Consider the following 16,839-nt stretch of genomic DNA (forward strand, 5'->3'; position numbering starts at 1 on the left):
CTGCGGCGGCGTCCCACGAGCTCCTCGCCCCAGGACTCGGGCGGAGCCGGCGCCGCCGTCATGACCGGCCTCCCACGACCTTGGGCCACTGGAGGGCCAGGAGGTACTCGATGACCGTCTCCTGCCCCTGGGCGGTGCGCCCGAGGAGCTCACGGCGCGCCGGCAGCGCCTCGACGACGCTCAGGTGCCTGGCACGCGGGTCGATCCACCCGCGCAGCGCCAGGAGGGACACCGGGGAGCGCAGGTCGACGTAGCGCGGCTTGTGCTCGTCGTAGGTCGCGCCGGGGGTCGACATGTGCTGGTGGACGAAGACCTCGGCGGGAAGTCCCCACCGCTCGCGCAGCCGGGCGACCTGCACGAGGCTGAGCGCCAGGTCCTCCTCGAGGACGCCTGCCAGGTCCTGGGCGGGGAAGGTCCAGGACTCGCGGCGGGTGACGAGGCGCCCGGACACCGAGCGCGGCTCGTGGACCGGCTCGTCGGGCATGGGGCCGCCGGCTCCGCGGCGACGGCTCGTCCAGTGATCGGAGGCCGGGGGCAGGCGCACCCACGGGTCGCTCAGGAGGACGAGCCAGCTGAGGTAGCCGCCCAGGAGGTGCTGGGGGGTCAGCCCGAGGTAGGCCAGGCCCACCGGCCCGTGGGCGTCGACGACGGCAAGTGTCGAGTCGACCGGGTCGTGGACGATCCTCAGGGTCTCGAGGGGCACCGCCCCGGGTGAGGCCGGCTCACCGGGCAGGCCGAGAGCCGGCAGCACCCCCGAGCAGACGGCCTGGCCGGTGTTGCACTCGGCGCTCACCTCGATCTCCAGGACCCGGTCGAGCCCCCAGGCCGAGCGCAGTCCGCGCGCCAGGCGCTCGCGGTAGCCGCGCCCCAGCAGCCGGTGGAAGCGCGCCTGGAGGGCGCCGTTGCCGGTGGTGAAGGCGTTGACGACCGTCAGACCGCGGCCCGCCGCGTAGTCCTCCCAGGAGGAGGCGACGGGCTGGATGTAGGCTCCCAGGTGGCGGGGTGCGGCGCTCGGCCCGCCGGGCAGGGCGGCGCGGTCGGGGTCGGGGCCTGCGGCGTAGTCGGCGCCGGCGGCCCGCAGCATCTCCATGTCGCCGTCCGGGGCGTGGGCCAGGCTCATGAGGAAGCCGAGGGGCTCGGTGCACACCCCGCCGCTGCCGTAGCGTGCGACGAAGCGCTCGACCATGAGGTCGTACATCCGCGAGCGGGTCACCCACGGTCCGACGATCTCGCACAGGGTCGCGACGTCCTGGCTCACGGCGGGCAGCGCGAGGGGGTCGGGCGCCTCGGCGGCCGCCTCGCAGTCCTCGTAGAGCAGCCCCCCGGGGCGCTGGCCGAGCTCGCCGTCGGGGAAGACCCGCTCGGCCACCTCGCGCACCCCGATGAGCAGCTCGGCGCGTCGTGCCGCGCCGGCGCCGGCCACCGCGGTGGCCGCCTCGGAGAGCCGGTCGCGGTCCGGGCCCCAGGCGCGCCGCTGGCGCTCGGACATGACCGCCTCGAGGGCGGGGAAGGGCGACTCCCCGCGGGTCCAGGGGACGACGACCCGGACCGCGCCTGAGGCCAGGAGTCGGGCGAGCCGACGTCGAGGGTCGGGGCCGCCGACGGCGCGGATCGCCCTGCCCACCGGCACGGGGTCGGCGCCCAGCGCCGCGTGGGCGGCCCGCGTCCAGCGCTCGGGCAGGACCTGCTCGGTGCGGAAGACCATTCCCTCGGCGTAGTCGTGCTCCGCGACGAGGGCCAGGCCCTGCGGGGAGTGGGGGTCCTGCGCCCGGCGCACGGGCACGGCCTGGAGCTCGACGCCGCTGTCGGGGTCGAGCTCACGGGCCAGGGCCAGGAGCATCCCGTGGGCCAGGTGGGCGGCCACGGTCGCGCGCCGTCGCCCCCGGGCCGGGCGCCCGGCCTCGCTGACGGTCGTGAGCGAGGCGAAGGGGCTGGCCTTGAGGGCGGCGCGGGTGGCGAAGCTGTAGAGGGTGCGCACCATCCGCGGGTCCTCGACCCTGGCCCCGCGACGCTCGACGGCGGCGACGAGGCCGGGTGCGGCGACGGCGAGCGCGCCCAGGTAGTGCTCGTCGTCGAGGCCCGCCGACAGGAGAGCGCCGGAGGCCCTCATGTCGGCCTCGACCGCCGCCTCGAGGACCTCGCCGGCGCGTCGGAGAGCCTCGACGGCCTCGTCCCAGGCGCGCACGGCGGCGGGCAGCGGGTCGGGCAGGACGCTGAGGGTGGCGGCCTCCAGGGCGCAGGGGCGCCCGTGGAAGACCGCTCGCTTGGCGCGCAGGGCGCCCCGGCGCTGGGCGGCTGGGAGCAGGGGCACGGCGTCGTAGAGCAGCTCGAGGAGCGGGTCGGCCTGGGCCTCGAGGCTGCGCTCGGAGGCGAGCACCTCCTCCAGGGCGGCCACGAGGTCCTCTCCGGGGGCGGGCACCGCCCGCGCGGGCAGGCCACCGAGCCGGGCCAGGAGCGGGGAGACCGGCTGACCGGGGGCGGTCGCCGTGCGCGGTCGGGCCCTGTGGCGCGGCGCGGGAGCCGTCGGGGCCGGGGGCCGGTGAGTCCCGGTGGGGGCCGCGGCAGCCGTCGCGGCCCTCACAGCAGGCCCCCGAGGGCGGTCAGGGCGGCCTTGATCATCGAGGCGATGAAGAAGGTCATGACCGCAACGGCCAGCACGACGCACAGGAAGCCGTAGGTGAGGTAGCCCAGCCTCGCGGCGCCGCCCATGGCGAGCATGGCGGGCGGGATCTGGCGGCCCCGGATGACGGCGTCGAGCAGGAACATGGCCCGGCCGCGGAGGTTGACCAGCCCGGTGAGCGCCTCCATGGCCGCCACGCCGTCGGACTGGGTGAGGGGGTTGAGGTTGTTGACGAGCATCGTGATCTGGAACAGGCACAGGGTGACCGCCACCTGGTGGACGGCGCCGTGGGAGGTCGCGGCGACGAGGGCCTCGAGCCCGCAGACCACGCCGTCGGAGCACATCCCGGCCACGGCGAGCATGGCCCTGCCCGACCGCGAGCGCACCCGGTAGGAGTCGGTGCGGTCGACGTAGGCGATGGGGATCACCCAGAACATGAGGGCCACGCCCAGTCCCCGTACGGGGGTGCCGAGGTAGCCGGCCACGATGGCGTGCCAGGACTCGTGGGCGACGATGCTCACGAGCTGGATCCCGACGGCCAGGGCGAACAGCGCGGGACCGGGGCGCTCCATGGTGCTCAGGTCGGACAGGCGGGCGGCGCCCGCGGCGAAGCCCGCGACGGCCAGGGCCAGGAAGACCCAGGACAGCGCGGGGGCGGGGAGCCGGTGCAGGAGGCGCACGAGGGGGTCCAGGGCCCGGGAGAAGCGGCGCCAGACGATGACGCGGGGCAGAAGCAGCCCTCCGGACCACCTGCTGGGGGCGGCCCCGGGGCGGCGGCCCTCAAGGAGGCGCTTGTCGCGCAGGTTGTCGACGAGGGCGGCGATGCGGGCCGCCGTCGCCTCGTCGACGCGTTGGGGCAGGTCGGCGATGATCTCCTCGAGCGTCCTGCGGCCGTCGAACTGGCCGACGACGAGGGCGGCTGCGGGACCCAGCCGGTGGTACTTGCCCGACACGGAGTCGAAGAGCATCGGCTGGTCGTCCATGCCGACGACCATCTCGACGCCGCGGCGCAGGCTCGGGATCTCGGTCATGTCTCCTCCGGGTAGGTCAGGGGCGGCCGTCAGGGCGGTGCCGCGCCCCGGGGTGGGGCAGGGGCGTCCCGGCGCGGTGGGCGGGGGCGAGGGCCCCCGCCCACCGCGGTGACGTCAGCAGGACGTCGTGGACGAGCAGGCGATGCTAGAGGCGCAGCCGGGGCAGGACGCCGAGGCCGAGCTGCTCGGGCACGAGGCCGAGGCCGAGCTGCTCGGGCACGAGGCGCAGGCACCCGAGAAGGCGCAACCCAGGGCATTGCCCTCGGGGAGCTCCTCGACACCGAAGTCGCTGTCCGCGAGAGTGAGGTCGATCGTGGCGTGAGTCATATGATGTTCACCTCCTTACCCAAGGAGCGGGATGTTCAGGGACATGTCGGGTCCGTGCGGACCCCTCAGGGGTCCGGCCCGCGGCCACGGGCCGGACCCCCACCAACCCCCCTCCCGTCAGGGGGTGGCCGGTGCGCCGGGCGCCGGGGCGCCGGGCGGGTCTGTGGGCGGGGCGGGCTCCGCCGGTGGGGCGCTCGCCTCGGGCGCTGCCCGCGGCGGCGCGCCAGGGACGGCGACCGTCACGGCGAACATCTGGTGGCGGGCCACCCCGTCGGAGTCGAGCAGGTGGCGGACGGCCGCGGAGGCCAGGCCCGCGAACACCGTGCCGGTGAGGTCCTGGGCGGCGGCCCGCAGGTGCACCGAGTAGATGAGGCCGGCGCAGCGGACCATCGCGTGGCGGTAGCCGTGGGCCCCGGCCCAGGCGTCGGCCTCGTCGAGGTCGGCGGCCGCCGAGACGATCGCACCAGCTCGGGCGAACTCCTTCTGGACGGTCAGGCCCTCGAGCTGTCGGTCCGGGGGCAGCGGCGCGAGGAGGTCGACGCCCTCGGCCCGGACCCGGTAGACGCCCGGGTCGAGCCCCGTGGCGCGCAGGAGCAGGACGAAGGGCTCGGGCTGGCCGGGGGCGTCCCGCCCCCACCGGCGCAGGTCCTCGACGAGGGCGTCGTGCACGGTGCTCATGAGGGCGCGGGCGTCGACCGGCTCGTCGGCGTAGTCGACGCGTGAGCTGCGCCGCTCCAGGGTGGAGCGCAGGTCGTGGGGCGCCGGGGCGCCGGCCTGGGCCAGGTCGGCGAGCGTCATGACCTCGGGGCGCAGGGGCGTCAGCGGGCGTCGGGTCCTGCCGACCGCGGCCGGGCCGGCAGGGGAGGCAGAGGAGGCAGAGAACCCCTCGATGATCCGGGTCAGGGTCTGGTAGTCAGAGCGCATCGCGGCCTCCCAGGTCGATGACGGCGCACACGGTCTCGCGACCGGGGTCGGCGCCCAGGACCGCGGCGAGCTCCTGCTCGTCCCAGGCGGGGTGGGCACGCGCCTCCACCTCCAGGGCCCGTGCGACGAGGTCGACGACCTCAGCGGCGCAGCCGCAGTCCTGGATGACGACCCGCAGGGCGAAGGCGCGGTACTTGCGGGCGACCTTGGCGATGTCACCGGTCAGGACGAGGCGGGCCCCCACCTCCCCGGGGAGCCGGGGGGCCGGGCCGAGAGGAGCCAGGACGTGGTCGCGCTCGACGTACACGTAGGCTCCCGGCTCCACCGGCCCGTGCTCGCCCACGAGGACGTAGGCGGTCACCGAGCCGATGTTGCCCCCGGCGGCGGTCCAGCGCCGGGTCTTGACGCTCGTGTCGTCCTCCTGGCCCCCCAGGGGCTCGCGCAGCCCCGCGGCCAGCGCCAGGATCGTGGCCAGCCGACCCGCGTCGAGCCTCCCGGTTCCGGGTGCCGGCACCTGCTCGTCCAGGGGGATGCCGGTCTCCCAGGGCACCTCGAGGGCCTCGAGGTCGGCGGGGGGAAGGGGGGTGCGCGGGCACACGGGCCAGCGGCGGAAGGCGTGCTGGAGGCGCAGGTTCGACGAGGCGTAGTGCTGCTGGTGGCCCTTGGCGTCGACGAAGGCCGCCGGGGGGATGGCCACCGACTGCTCGTAGCGGGCTCCCAGGGGGGCCTCACGGGCCACGGGTCCCTCGCTCACCGAGCACCGGGGGCACCCGGGCAGGGAGACGACCGGGCGGTCGGTGACGGTGAGGTCGGCCAGGACGGTGCGGCGCACGTCGGTGGGCAGGTGGGTCAGGGCGGCACGCGACACGAGGGCGGACACCGCCCGGCCGGCCAGTCCGGCGACGAGCTCGCGCCGGCTGTCCCCGGGGGCCGGGCCGACCGGCTCCTCCCCCGCCAGGGCACACCGGGGGCACGGGGAGAAGCCCGGGTCAACGTAGGGCCCGATCGTGACAGCCTCGTGCTCGGCGCGCACGCGCAGCAGCGGCAGGCCCAGCTCCCAGCAGCGGTCGCAGGCGCGCTCCAGGTCCTCGGCTCCGGCCCGGGTCTCGACGACGACGGCCAGGGTGTCGCCCTCCTGAGGCTCGGGGGCCGTGCGCGCCTCGAGGGTGGGGGCGAGCGCTTGGGCGAGCAGGTCGGAGACCTCCGGGTCGCCCAGGACGACGACGCGTGCCCGCCTCAGGCGTCGGGCGGCGTCCTGCCAGGAGTCGTTGACGCCGGTGGAGTCGCCCAGGCGCGACAGGAGGCACGCGAGCTCGGGGGGAGCAGGGGGGTCGAGGGGCTCGACGTCCCCCTCCTCGACGATGCCCCCGGTCCACAGGAGCGAGACGGCCTGGAAGGCGGCGTCCTCGTCGACGCCCGCGGCCCTGCCCACCTCGGCGATCGTGCGGCTGCCGTCGCAGGCGCCGAGAACCTCCGCGAGGTGCTCCCGGGCGAAGCGTCCCGACATGACCTGGCTCGTGGGGGCGCCGTCAAGCACCCAGGACTCGCCGTCGGGCCGCATCCGCACGCCCAGGCGCACGACCGGGCGCCGGGGGACGCGGAACTGGAGGTCCTGGCGGGCGGCCTGTCGCAGGTCACCGGCTCGTAGCACCGACCCGGCCACTCACACCACCCCCTGGCGCTCGGGCAGGAGGAGGGACAGGTCGGCAAGGGCGTCGCGCCTGGCGGCGTAGCGTCCCGAGCAGGTCGGGCAGCGGTCGGTGGCCACGGTCCTGGCCAGCGAGGTGTCCCCGGTGACGAGGTCCATGGTCCACACCTGCCCTCCGATGTCCCCGGTGTCCCCGGCCGCCTGGTGGCCGGCGCCCGCCGGGGCGTCGAGGACCTCGAGGGCCAGGCGCACGAGACCCGCCCCGACGAGGACGTCGTGCTCGGCGTATCCCTCGGGCAGGGGCCCGGCCTCGGCGGGCGGGGGCGGGTCCCCGTGCTGGCGCCGTCGCCTCATGGAGCAGGCGTAGCAGGCGGTGCGGCCCGGGACGACGAGCGGGCCGCACCGCAGTCTCGTGGGAGACAGCTCCAGGCCCACCGAGGGCACGAGCCGGGCGAAGGACAGGGCGTCGAGGGCGTCGCGCAGCTGCTCGTGGCCCTGGCCCACGACCATGACGAGCCGGTCGGCGTAGGGGAGGTCGGCGCTCACGAGGGCCTCGTCGACGGGCAGGACGGGGTCGCGGGGGCCTGCCAGGCGCTCGACGACGGCGTGGCCGTAGCTGCCGTGGGGCATGAAGGCGGTCACGGGGGCGGTGCTCAGGGTTGTCGGGGTTGTCAGGGTTGTCAGGGTTGTCATGGCGGTCCTCCGTGGGCGCGTCAGGCGAAGGGCTGGCGGACCGGGTTGATGCCGGACTCGTCGTGGACGGGGTGGCCCATGGCGCGCGGTGCCTCGTAGAGCCGGGGCGTGGCCAGGTAGCGGGCGTAGTGGCTGAAGGACAGGGGCACGGCCTCGGGGACGAGGACCTTGACGACGTGCATGCCCACCTGGCGGGCCTCGTCGGTGGTCAGGTCGACGACGATCGCCTCGGCGCCGGCGGCCTCGAGCCGGGCGACCGCCTCTGCCAGGGGGTCCCCGGCCGGGCGCGAGGAGGCGCCTCCCAGGTCCTCCAGGGCGACGGTGGGCCGGGGGCCCGTGAGGAGGAAGTCGAAGACCCCGCGCTGGTCGGGGGCGGCGTCGGCCAGGGCCCCGCCGACCACGGTGTGGTCCTGGCCGATGACCTCGGACAGGCGTGAGCCCTGGGTGTAGCTGCGCAGGGCGATGCGCACCGAGGCGAGCTCGCGGTGGATCTTGGCCAGGGCGCGCTGGGGGTCGGGGTCGCAGGTGGCCGCGACGACCTGGGCGAGGTGGGGGTCGACCTGGGAGGTCTGGACCGCGTAGAGGACCGGGATGCCGAAGTCCGTCGTCGCGTCGAACAGGTGCGTCCTCAGCTCGGTGGAGGTCGCCACCCGGTGGTACTCGGCGGCCGTGGGGCTCAGGCTCCCGGGGTCCACCTCGACGCTGGGCAGGCGCAGCCTCTGCAGCCAGGTCAGGGAGATCGAGTCCCTCTCGACGACCTCGAGCAGGCCGCCGAGCACGGCCTGGCGCAGGTCGGAGTGGGCGGCGGTCCCGGTCGACACCGAGTGGGCGAAACGCTCCGAGGGGCTGAGCGCCGGGAAGTTGAGGTGGACGAGGACGGCCGGGACGGCGACCTCACGGCCCCGGGTCAGGGACCAGCCGCGCACCCAGCGCAGGGGGACGCGCGGGTCGGGGGCGAGAAGACCGCAGCGGGGGTCGGCGAGCTCCGCGGCCGAGCACGCGGGCCAGCGCTCGAAGCCGACCGCCGCCTGTCCGAGCCCGGCGGGGGTGTCCCAGATGAGGTCCTCGTCGGACCAGGCGCACGAGGAGTAGCGCTCGAGGGACTCCACGACGGCGATACGACGCGCGAGCTCGGGGTCGAGGGCGCCTCCGGCGCCGTCGAAGTTGCCGCTCTCGGCGCGGTGGGTCCACGTGCGCTGGGAGGCCAGCGCGGCGGAGGGGTCTCCGAGGAACCCGGTCCAGATCGCGAAGACCGGCTCGCCGGGGGCCTGGGGGAGCTCGGCGGTGGCCGAGACGAGGCCGACGGGGGACTCCAGGGCGAGGGCGCGGTCCAGGGCGGGGGCGATCGCCTCGGTCATGGTCGACCTGTACATCACTGGCCCCTTTCCTCGTCGTCTCCGGGTCGTCTCCGGTTGCTGCTGGATGTGCTGCTCGATGCGGGCTCGACGGTCCTCGTGCGCTGTCGCCACGGCACCGGACCGGCACCGGTTCGGGCGGTGGTGGCCCGGTAGCCGTCAACGAGTCTGGTCGGCGCGCCCCGGCGGCGGCATCGGCCGTCGGCACAGGGCTGACAAGCGGTCGGTCGGGGCAGGATCATCCTTTTGTCGGACCGGCAGGGGACCTGTGTCTGACCAGGCCTCGGGTAACCTTGACAATGCCCTGGACCCGGCGGACGGGTGGCACCGACCGAACCGACTCATCGACCTGGCTCGTACGTCGGTCGGGCCACCTGTGCCCGGTATCGACCTGACCGAGGAATCGAGCCCATGAGTTCCCTGACTCCGGAGGCTTCCATCGGCGTGGTCCTCGTTGACGACGACACGATGGCCCTGCAGTGCCTCATGACCTACTTCGCGACCGCCAGCGACATCCGCGTGCTCGCCGCGACCTCCAGCGCCCACGAGGCGCTCGAGGTCCTGCGGTCACGCCGTGTCGACGTCCTGGTCTCCGACATCCAGATGAACGGCATGGACGGGGTCGCCGCCACCGCCGAGGCCCTGCGGGTCTCGCCGTCGACCCGGGTCATCCTGCTCACGAGCTTCGACACCGACGACTACCTCATCAGGGGGCTCGAGGCCGGGGCGAGCGGGTTCCTGCTCAAGAACGCCCCGGCCGCCGAGATCGTGGCCGCCGTGCGCACGGTGCACGCCGGGGCGAAGGTGGTCGCCCCGGGGCCCACGGCGCGCCTCATCGACTACGCGCTCGACGCCGCCCACGGCGCCGACGGGAGCGTCGAGCTGTCCGCGCGCGAGGGCGAGGTCCTCGAGCTGCTGTGCGAGGGGGCCTCGAACCGCCAGATCTCCTCGCGCCTGAGCATCTCCGAGGCCACGGTCAAGACCTACGTCTCGTCCCTGTTCCGCAAGACGGGGACGGCCTCACGCCTCGAGATCGTCGTGTGGGCCTTCCGGCACGGCTACGTCCACGGCGCCGGCTGAGCCACGATCCACCCACGGGCCGGTGCCGGGAACCGCCCGCCACCGGCCCGGTCACGCCCCGTCGGCCCGTCCTGCCGGTTAGTCCTGCCGGTTAGTCCTGCCGGTTAGTCCAGGGCGTTGGCCACGAGGATGATCGCGAGCAGGACGATCCACCCGATATAGGGCGTAGCCCTCGACAGGATCGAGGAGGCCGGCCCCCCGCCCTGTCCCCCGCCCGGGACGGGCCTGGGCAGCGCCGCCCGGGACGCGGCGCGGACCGGGGCGGGCGGGAACGGCCCCGGGCGGGCCTGGAGGCGCAGGAACGGCGCGGACGGCGACGGCCCAGGGCGGGCCTGCACGGGCGGGAACGGCACGGGCACCGGCTGCGACCTCGGCCGCTGCACGGGGCCGGGCACGAGGCCGTAGCCGGAGGGGACCACCGGCGGGCCGGCAGGCCGGGGTCCCGGGGTCACCTGGGCCTGTGGGCGCCGGGGCTCCTGCGGCCGGTCCGGGACAGGCCCGGCACCGGGCCCGAGGCCCTCCGCGTCCCTGGACGCCTCTCGGGCCGACCGGCCCTGGCGCGCGGGACCCTCCAGCACGTCGGGAACCGTGTCGATGACCGAGACGTCGTACAGGGGCGAGCCCATGAGGGGATCACCGAGCACCGAGCCGAAGGGCTCCTCGTCGAAGCCGGGGTCGGAGGGCTCCCAGCCGACGGGGGCCCAGGAGTCGACATCGTGGACTGCCATGGGGACAGCATGGCACGCACCGGTCCGCGCCACACGGGTTGCGAGGCCGAGCGCCCCGGCCCGCGCTGGGCCGCCGGGGATCCCGGGACGCTCCGGGCCACGGCGAGGGTCTCGGCGCGCCGAGGCCCTGGGCCTCCTCCCGGTCGAGGCCTTGACCCCGATACCCCCTAGGGGTATTTTGTCGGCCGTGACCACGCCCACGTGGTCGCCCGGGCGCCCCGGGGCCCTGGCCGCGGCAGGAGCCCGCGGGGACAGCACGGGGACGGCACGAGGACAGTACGAGGACATGCGGAGGAGAGACGATGGCCGGCTACTCAGGGGCCCGTGCGGACCACCTCAGGCGCCTGCGCCGGATCGAGGGGCAGGTCCGCGGGATCTCCCGCATGGTCGAGGAGGACACCTACTGCATCGACGTGCTCACCCAGATCGCCGCGGCCACGCGGGCACTGGAGGCCGTCAGCCTCGGCCTGCTCGAGGACCACCTCAGCCACTGCGTCCTCGACGCGGCCCAGTCCTCCGAGGAGGAGGGCCGGGTCAAGATCCGCGAGGCCTCCGCCGCCATCGCCCGTCTCGTCAGGTCCTGACCGGCAACCCGACGACCAGCCACCCACCACCACCGAGGAGCACATCATGGCTGACTTCACCGCCGACGGCGTCGACCGCACGACCACCCTGAGGATCTCCGGGCTGACCTGCGGTCACTGCGTCGCACACGTCACCGAGGAGCTCGAGGCCATCGAGGGGGTCAAGAACGTCTCGGTCATCCTCAACACCGGAGGGCAGTCCACCGCGACCGTCGTGTCAGACGTCGTCGTCGACGACGCCGCCCTGGCCGCCGCCATCGCGGAGGCCGGCGACTACACCCTCGACGCCATCGAGCGCGACCGTCCCTGACCCCTCCCCGGCCCCAGGAGCAGCATGACCGACCACCTCGGCGCACCACGGACACTCGGCGACTCCGGCGACTGCGGCGACTGCGACGCGGGTCAGGGTGATCTGCGCACGGTCGAGCTGTGGGTCGGGGGCATGACCTGCGCCTCGTGCGTCGCCCGGGTCGAGAAGAGGCTGGGCAGGCTCGACGGCGTGAGCGCGACGGTCAACCTCGCCACCGAGACGGCCAGGGTGAGCGCCCCCGCGCAGATCTCCGACGACGACCTCGTGGCCGCCGTCGTGCGAGCCGGCTACTCCGCGGGCCTGCGGTCCGCAGGACCGTCCGCAGCTCCGTCCGCTCCATCTCCGGAGGGCCCGGGCGACCCGGACCGGCCGGTCGGGTCCCCCGGGACCGCGGGCGGGCGCCCCGAGGGCGCTCGAGCCCCTGAGGACAAGGCCCCCGGCCACCCGGGGGCCGCCTCCTCAGCAGGCCTCGGCTCCAGCGGAACGCAGCCCGCCCCCGAGGCCCAGGTCCTCGGGCAGGGGCAGGCGGACCGCGCCCGGCAGCTGCGCGGGCGGCTCGTGCTCGCCGTCGCCCTGTCGGTTCCCGTCATGGCGATCTCCATGGTCCCGGCGCTCCAGGTCGACGGCTGGCAGTGGATCGTCGCCGCCCTGGCCCTGCCCGTCGTCACCTGGGGGGCCTGGCCCTTCCACGCCGCCGCGTGGCGCGCGGCACGGCACGCGACCTCGACGATGGACACCCTCGTGTCCCTGGGCGTCCTGGCCGCGACCGCCTGGAGCCTGTGGGCCCTGACCCTGGGCGGTGCCGGCGAGATCGGCATGCGCATGACGATGGAGCTGCTGCCCCGCTCCCAGTCCCACCACCCGCACCTGTACTTCGAGACCGCGACGTGGGTCACGACCTTCCTCCTGGCCGGCCGCTACGCCGAGGCCCGGGCGCGGTACCGCTCCGGGGACGCCCTGCGGGCCCTGCTCGAGCTCGGGGCCAAGGAGGTCAGCCGCGTCCGCCTCATCTCGCCGGCGGGCTCGACCGCCGCCGTCGACGTTCTGACCGAGGACGGCTCCCCCCGCCCCGGGGTCGAGCGCGAGGAGACACGCCTCGACGTCGAGGCGCTGGCGGTCGGCGACCTCTTCGCCGTGCGGCCCGGGGAGAAGATCGCCACCGACGGCGTCGTGATCGAGGGATCGGCGGCCGTCGACGCCTCGATGCTCACCGGGGAGTCACTCCCCGTCGAGGCGCGCCCCGGCCAGGAGGTGACCGGGGGCTGCGTCGTGGTCTCCGGCGCCCTGCTCGTGCGGGCCACGCGGGTGGGAGCGGGCACGACCCTGGCGCGCATCGGCGCCATGGTCACCGCCGCGCAGGCGGGCAAGGCCCCCGTCCAGCGCCTGGCCGACCGGGTCTCGGCGGTCTTCGTCCCCGCCGTCCTGCTCGTGGCCGCCGCGACGCTCGCGCTCTGGCTGGCAGCAGGGCGCCCGGTGCAGGCCGCCCTGACCGCCGCGGTGGCGGTGCTCGTCATCGCCTGCCCGTGCGCCCTGGGGCTGGCCACCCCGACGGCGCTGCTCGTGGGCTCCGGGCGCGCCGCCCAGCTGGGGGTGGTCATCAAGGGGCCGGAGGTCCTGGAGTCGACACGCGCCCTCGACACCGTCGTGCTGGACAAGACCGGGACGGTGACCACCGGGCGGATGAGCCTGGACGTCGAGCACGACGTCCACCTCGCCGACCCCGGGACACCGGGCCGCGAGGGCCCCGCCCCCCACGCGCCCCTGTCGATCCGGGAGGTCCTGGCGCTGGCCGGCGCCGTCGAGGCCCTCAGCGAGCACCCGGTGGCCGCGGCGGTCACCGAGGCAGCGCGCACGGCCGACCCCGAGGGCCGTGCGGGCAGCTCGTCCCGGCTCGGGCTCGTCGAGGACTTCGCGAGCCACGAGGGCAGGGGCGTGGTCGGACGTGTCGAGGGCCGCGAGGTCCTCGTCGGCGGTCCCAGGTGGCTGTCCGAGCGCGGCCTCGACCTGGCCGACGGGCTGCGCGCTGCGCTGGAGTCGGCCCAGGACACCGGGGCCACCGCCGTCGTCGTCGCGGTGGACGGCAGGGCCGAGGCGGTCCTGGCCGTGCGCGACACCGTCCGCCGCTCCTCGCCGGCGGCCGTCGCCCGCCTGCGCGAGCTCGGTCTGCGCCCGGTCCTGCTCACCGGGGACAACGAGCGCGCGGCGGCGCACGTGGCGCGGGTCGTGGGCATCGACGGCCCCGACGTCCACGCGGGGGTCCTGCCCGCCGACAAGCGCGAGGTCGTCGCCGCGCTCCAGGCCCGGGGCGCCGTGGTCGGGATGGTGGGCGACGGCGTCAACGACGCCGCGGCACTGGCCCAGGCCGGCACGCGGGGGCTGGGGATGGCGATGGGCACGGGCACCGACGTCGCCATCGAGGCGGCCGACATCACCCTCGTGCGCGCCGACCTCGAGGCCGTCGTGGCGGCGGTGAGCGTGTCCCGGGCGACCCTGCGGGTCATCAAGCAGAACCTGTTCTGGGCCTTCGCCTACAACGTCGCGGCGATCCCGCTGGCCGTCGCCGGGGTGCTCAACCCGGTCATCGCCGGCGCGGCCATGGCCTGCTCCTCGGTCATCGTCGTGCTCAACTCGCTGCGCCTGCGGCGCGCCGGCCCGCCCGCCCCCGCCTCCGTGCGGGCGCCGGCCCCGACCTCCTCCTCGAGGACCATGCCCGCGCCGGGACCCAGCCAATAAACTCCTCCCATGACCGACGTCCCCACCCCTGACGGCGAGACCGCGGACCAGGACCCGGCCACCTCGCCCGTCGGCATCCCCCGGATCGGGCTGGCGCCCGTGGCGCCCAGGGAGAGACGGTCACCGAGCCCCTCGAGCTCATCGACGCTCCTGGTCGACTCCTCCCCCAAGCGCATGCGCCGCAACGAGGACCTCCTCGACCTCGTCCTGACGCTCCTGGGCATCGCGAGCGTCCTCATCCTGGCCACCTACGCCCACGGCACGACCACCGGAGTGACCTCCGACGTCAAGAACGCCCTGGCCGTGGTCCTGCGCTCCATCCTCGTCTCCCCGCTCCAGGCGATCGAGGGCCTGACCGCCTTCGCCGTCCCCGTGGCCGTCGTCGTGTCCGGCCTCCTGCGCCGCTCCTGGTCGAGCATCCTCGAGGCCCTCCTGGCCGGGGTGCTCGGCACAGTCCTGGCGCTGCTGGCGCTGCGCTCCCTCATCGCCTGGGGGCCGGACGCCCTCCTGGCGGGCCTCAACGTCTACGTCTCGGGCGAGGTCCAGGTCGGCGTGTCGACCGTCTTCGCCGCCCTGGCCGGCCTGCTCACCGGCTCGGGTGAGCGCCGCACCTCCCGCACGACGCACCACGGCTGGACGGTGCTGTGGGTCGTCGTCGGCCTGGCCGTCCTGCGCGGCGCCCTCACCCTTCCCGGCGCCGTCCTGTCGATCCTCCTGGGCCGCCTGGCCGGCCTCGTCGTGCGCTGCCTGCTCGGCGTCGACGACCGGCGCGCCCACGGGGTGGCGCTCGTGCGGGCCCTGCGCAGGGCCGGGATCGACGCCGTCCGCGTCGTGCGCATGGACCGCGACCCCGGCGCCCGGGCCTGGACGGTGCAGACGAACGCGCCGCTGGGCTACACCGAGCAGGTCCGTGAGAACCCCCTGGCCGCGCCGGTCGTCCTCGACGAGGCCGAGCAGGGCCCCATCGAGACCGCGCGCCCCTCCTCCCTGCTGCCCTCGGTCGAGGACCCCTCGGGGACGATCACCCCGGCCGACGACGTCGACCTCACCGCGATCCTCGCCGAGGCCTCCTCCGTGGCCCTCACCGAGGGCAGGCCCTCGGTCCACCGCATCTACGCGGTGTGGGACTCCGAGGGCGTGCGCCGTGACGTCACCCTCCTGGACGCCGACCGCCAGGTGGCCGGTTTCCTGTCAACGGTCTGGGACCGGGTGCGGATCAAGGGCCTGTCACCCAACCGGGACCTGTCGGTGCGCTCGGCGGCCGAGCACGCCGCCCTCATGACCCTCGAGGCCCGCCGCGCCTGCGTGCGCACCCCTGGCCTGTTCGGCATGGCCGAGGCCGACGAGTCCGTCCTGCTCGTCACCGACCACATCGCCGGCGCCCGCTCCCTGTCCGACCTCGGGGACGCGGTCGACGACGCGGTCCTCGACCAGGTCTGGGTCCAGCTCAGCCGTGCCCACGCCGCGGGCCTGGCGCACCGGGCGATCTCCACCTCCAGCGTCGTCGTCGACGCCGAGGGCCGTGTCTGGCTGCTCGACTGGGACTCGGGCGAGACGATCTCCTCGGAGCTCTCCCGTCGCGTCGACCTCGCCCAGACTCTGGCGCTCACCGCGGCGACCACGGGGGTCGAGCAGGCCATCGACGCCGCCTCACGCTCCCTGAGCACCCAGCAGCTCGCCTCCATCGCGCCGATGCTCCAGCGCGTCGTCCTGCCCGCTGACACGCGCGAGGCCATGGGCCGGCGCGGCCGTCTCCTCCAGGAGCTGCGCGACGCGCTCGTGGGCCTGACCCCCACCGCCCACGCCGAGCCCGCCAAGCTCACCCGCTTCTCCCCGCGCACGGTCATCATGGCCGTGGTCGGGCTCGTCGCGCTGTGGACGCTGCTGGCCCGCATGAACTTCACCCAGATCAGCTCGGCGGTCGCCGACGCCAACGCCTGGTGGATCCTGGCGGCGCTCGTCTTCTCCCTGGCCACCTACCTCGGCGCCGGCCTGTCCCTGACCGCCTTCTCCCCGGTGCGCCTGAGCCCCCTGAGGTCCACCGAGGTCCATCTCGCCTCCTCCGTCGTCGCGCTCGTGGCGCCGGCGGGCGTGGGCGGGGCGGCGATCAACCTGCGCTTCCTCAACCGCCAGGGGGTCCCCACGCCCCTGGGCGTGGCCACGGTCGCCCTCGTCCAGGTCATGCAGTTCGTCGTCACGGTGGTCCTGCTCGTCGTCCTGGCCGCCGCGACCGGCCAGTCGACCGGGCTCACACTGCCCTCGGGCTGGCTCGTGCTCGCCGGGGTGCTCATGGTCGCCGTCGTCGCCGGCGCCCTCGTCGTTCCCCCGGTGCGTGCCTTCGTGTGGGCCACGATCGAGCCGACCTACCGCCAGGTGTGGCCCCGGCTCGTGTGGATCCTGTCCAACCCGGTGCGCCTGGCCGTCGGCATCGGCGGCACGGTCCTGCTGTCCCTCAGCTACGTCCTGGCCTTCGGCGCGAGCCTGTGGGCATTCGGCTACACCCTCCCCTTCTCGGTCCTGGCCATCACCTACCTGGCCTCGAACACGGTCGGATCGGTCGTGCCCTCCCCCGGCGGCATCGGACCGGTCGAGATCGCCCTGACGGCGGGCCTCGTGGCCGCGGGGATCCCCAGCGCCGTGGCGCTGTCGACCGCCATCGTCTACCGCCTCGTCACCTTCTGGATCCCCATCCCCGTGGGGTGGCTCAGCCTTCAGCGACTTCAGCGACTCGGCGACCTGTGAGCCGACGACGCTCCGATCACCTGTGTCTTTCCAGCGGAGGTTCAGGGTTTTGTTAGGGTGGCCC

General features: G+C 75.1%; 13 protein-coding genes. 5 read left to right on the top strand and 8 right to left on the bottom strand.

Translation table 11 applies throughout. The features are described from left to right. Positions 1-58: 58 nt before the first annotated feature. The 7 genes from EL245_RS08075 to EL245_RS08105 all read right to left on the bottom strand — a co-directional run bounded on the left by EL245_RS08075 (position 59) and on the right by EL245_RS08105 (position 8,616). Positions 59-2,419 carry a lantibiotic dehydratase family protein gene (locus tag EL245_RS08075; RefSeq protein WP_232009669.1) on the bottom strand — a complete coding sequence of 787 codons (2,361 nt, stop codon included), beginning with the start codon at positions 2,417-2,419 and terminating at the stop codon, positions 59-61. A gap of 158 nt (positions 2,420-2,577) precedes the next feature. Beyond that, on the bottom strand, positions 2,578-3,651 hold the full coding sequence (locus EL245_RS08080) for a PqqD family protein (protein WP_126382676.1): 1,074 nt from the start codon (positions 3,649-3,651) through the stop codon (positions 2,578-2,580). Positions 3,652-3,765: 114 nt separating this feature from the next. After that, the gene (locus EL245_RS08085) at positions 3,766-3,978 is read right to left on the bottom strand and encodes a thiocillin family RiPP (protein WP_126382677.1); all 213 of its coding nucleotides are present in this window, start codon (positions 3,976-3,978) and stop codon (positions 3,766-3,768) included. A gap of 117 nt (positions 3,979-4,095) precedes the next feature. Then, positions 4,096-4,902 (bottom strand): hypothetical protein, encoded by an 807-nt coding sequence (locus EL245_RS08090; RefSeq protein WP_232009671.1) that lies wholly within the window; start codon positions 4,900-4,902, stop codon positions 4,096-4,098. Continuing rightward, positions 4,892-6,553 (bottom strand): bacteriocin biosynthesis protein, encoded by a 1,662-nt coding sequence (locus tag EL245_RS08095; protein WP_232009673.1) that lies wholly within the window; start codon positions 6,551-6,553, stop codon positions 4,892-4,894. The genes EL245_RS08090 and EL245_RS08095 overlap by 11 nt, the downstream gene beginning before the upstream one ends. 12 nt (positions 6,554-6,565) lie before the next feature. Continuing rightward, a complete protein-coding gene (locus tag EL245_RS08100; RefSeq protein WP_126382679.1) occupies positions 6,566-7,243 on the bottom strand; it encodes a TOMM precursor leader peptide-binding protein in 678 nt (225 codons plus the stop codon). Positions 7,244-7,263: 20 nt separating this feature from the next. Further along, the gene (locus EL245_RS08105) at positions 7,264-8,616 is read right to left on the bottom strand and encodes a YcaO-like family protein (RefSeq protein WP_126382680.1); all 1,353 of its coding nucleotides are present in this window, start codon (positions 8,614-8,616) and stop codon (positions 7,264-7,266) included. A gap of 393 nt (positions 8,617-9,009) precedes the next feature. On the opposite strand from EL245_RS08105, the gene EL245_RS08110 reads away from it, so the two are divergent. Further along, complete coding sequence (locus EL245_RS08110) at positions 9,010-9,678, top strand: response regulator transcription factor (RefSeq protein ID WP_126382681.1); 669 nt, start codon at positions 9,010-9,012, stop codon at positions 9,676-9,678. Between the two features lie 104 nt (positions 9,679-9,782). On the opposite strand, the gene EL245_RS08115 is transcribed toward EL245_RS08110, so the two are convergent. Continuing rightward, positions 9,783-10,406, bottom strand: a complete 624-nt coding sequence (locus EL245_RS08115; RefSeq protein WP_126382682.1) for a hypothetical protein — start codon at positions 10,404-10,406, stop codon at positions 9,783-9,785. 302 nt (positions 10,407-10,708) lie between these two features. Between EL245_RS08115 and EL245_RS08120 the strand changes: the two genes are divergently transcribed. Genes EL245_RS08120 through EL245_RS08135 form a run of 4 tightly spaced genes read left to right on the top strand, consistent with a single transcriptional unit; the run spans position 10,709 to position 16,775 of the window. Continuing rightward, positions 10,709-10,990 carry a metal-sensitive transcriptional regulator gene (locus EL245_RS08120; RefSeq protein WP_126382683.1) on the top strand — a complete coding sequence of 94 codons (282 nt, stop codon included), beginning with the start codon at positions 10,709-10,711 and terminating at the stop codon, positions 10,988-10,990. Positions 10,991-11,036: 46 nt separating this feature from the next. Then, positions 11,037-11,300, top strand: coding sequence for a heavy-metal-associated domain-containing protein (locus EL245_RS08125; RefSeq protein ID WP_126382684.1), 264 nt, complete (start codon positions 11,037-11,039; stop codon positions 11,298-11,300). Positions 11,301-11,324: 24 nt separating this feature from the next. After that, positions 11,325-14,033, top strand: a complete 2,709-nt coding sequence (locus EL245_RS08130) for a heavy metal translocating P-type ATPase (protein ID WP_126382685.1) — start codon at positions 11,325-11,327, stop codon at positions 14,031-14,033. Positions 14,034-14,042: 9 nt separating this feature from the next. Then, positions 14,043-16,775: a lysylphosphatidylglycerol synthase transmembrane domain-containing protein gene (locus EL245_RS08135; RefSeq protein ID WP_126382686.1), complete on the top strand. Its 2,733-nt coding sequence runs from the start codon at positions 14,043-14,045 to the stop codon at positions 16,773-16,775. Positions 16,776-16,839 lie beyond the last annotated feature (64 nt).

This window comes from Actinomyces howellii (genome assembly GCF_900637165.1).
Lineage (GTDB): Bacteria > Actinomycetota > Actinomycetes > Actinomycetales > Actinomycetaceae > Actinomyces > Actinomyces howellii.

What these genes read in the sequence shown, in the direction of transcription:
- EL245_RS08080 (WP_126382676.1), bottom strand. Translation starts at nt 3,651, where the DNA reads ATGACCGAGATCCCGAGCCTGCGCCGCGGCGTCGAGATGGTCGTCGGC.
- EL245_RS08085 (WP_126382677.1), bottom strand. Translation starts at nt 3,978, where the DNA reads ATGACTCACGCCACGATCGACCTCACTCTCGCGGACAGCGACTTCGGT.
- EL245_RS08090 (WP_232009671.1), bottom strand. Translation starts at nt 4,902, where the DNA reads ATGCGCTCTGACTACCAGACCCTGACCCGGATCATCGAGGGGTTCTCT.
- EL245_RS08100 (WP_126382679.1), bottom strand. Translation starts at nt 7,243, where the DNA reads ATGACAACCCTGACAACCCTGACAACCCCGACAACCCTGAGCACCGCC.
- EL245_RS08105 (WP_126382680.1), bottom strand. Translation starts at nt 8,616, where the DNA reads ATGTACAGGTCGACCATGACCGAGGCGATCGCCCCCGCCCTGGACCGC.
- EL245_RS08110 (WP_126382681.1), top strand. Translation starts at nt 9,010, where the DNA reads ATGAGTTCCCTGACTCCGGAGGCTTCCATCGGCGTGGTCCTCGTTGAC.
- EL245_RS08115 (WP_126382682.1), bottom strand. Translation starts at nt 10,406, where the DNA reads ATGGCAGTCCACGATGTCGACTCCTGGGCCCCCGTCGGCTGGGAGCCC.
- EL245_RS08120 (WP_126382683.1), top strand. Translation starts at nt 10,709, where the DNA reads ATGGCCGGCTACTCAGGGGCCCGTGCGGACCACCTCAGGCGCCTGCGC.
- EL245_RS08125 (WP_126382684.1), top strand. Translation starts at nt 11,037, where the DNA reads ATGGCTGACTTCACCGCCGACGGCGTCGACCGCACGACCACCCTGAGG.
- EL245_RS08130 (WP_126382685.1), top strand. Translation starts at nt 11,325, where the DNA reads ATGACCGACCACCTCGGCGCACCACGGACACTCGGCGACTCCGGCGAC.
- EL245_RS08135 (WP_126382686.1), top strand. Translation starts at nt 14,043, where the DNA reads ATGACCGACGTCCCCACCCCTGACGGCGAGACCGCGGACCAGGACCCG.